The sequence below is a fragment of the Candidatus Hydrogenedentota bacterium genome (assembly GCA_016791475.1).
GTDB lineage: Bacteria > Hydrogenedentota > Hydrogenedentia > Hydrogenedentales > JAEUWI01 > JAEUWI01.
The window spans coordinates 1-723 of sequence record JAEUWI010000219.1 but is presented as its reverse complement, the minus strand read 5'-3'; the positions used below and the strand labels follow the sequence as shown (position 1 = coordinate 723).

General features: G+C 52.0%; 2 protein-coding genes. Both read right to left on the bottom strand.

The features are described from left to right. The coding region (locus tag JNK74_28820) for a twin-arginine translocation signal domain-containing protein (GenBank protein ID MBL7650185.1) at positions 1-341 on the bottom strand (341 nt) is incomplete at its 3' end. Between the two features lie 70 nt (positions 342-411). After that, the coding region (locus tag JNK74_28815) for a hypothetical protein (GenBank protein MBL7650184.1) at positions 412-723 on the bottom strand (312 nt) is incomplete at its 5' end.

Here is a 723-nt window from a genome sequence, read left to right as displayed (position 1 = left end):
AAGAGCTGGTTGCTGATTCCTTCGAGTTCATTCGCATCCAGTTTAAGGGATTTGAATGGGCTGAGTTGAATCTCGCATGCAAGATCGTTGATCGATTCGAAATCAAGCTGCTCCTCGATCCAGGCCTTCAAACCGATGTCGACGAAACGGGCTCGTTCATCCACTCGTGGACCGAAAGTGAGTCGATTCAATGCGAGGAAATCGTTTGCGCTGAGCGCAGTCCATGGGACGGCAGGCAAGTCACCGGCGAGTTTGCGATAGACTGGAGCACAGGATGAAAGTGCCGCGCTGGCCGTCACAAGAGCACTGAGTTTGAGGAAATCACGTCTGGAGAGAGTCATGGGAAGGATGAAGGATGAAAGTTGAAGGATGAATTACAAAGATGAAAGAAGAAAGATACTCTTTGATTCATTAAGCTTGAGTTGAAATAGGCTCAAGTACGCGGACAGTCTTTTCGCGCGGCATCCAATTGAGGAACGCGAAGCCGGTGGCACCGAAAGCCATGATGATCGTGAGCGGCCAGATGAAGAACCAACCCAGCACCGGGAAGAACGCAGCAAGCTCAAGCAGAACAGAGCCGCGCACAAATCCGCTCAAGGCAGAGAAGGTGCTTTGACGTGAAAGTCTTGCACCCAAATGTGCGGCAATCCCCGCGGAGCCGATGGAAGAAACTGCCAGCGCAGCCGCAAGCAAAATCCAGCCGGCAAATTTCGCAGGTCCGAA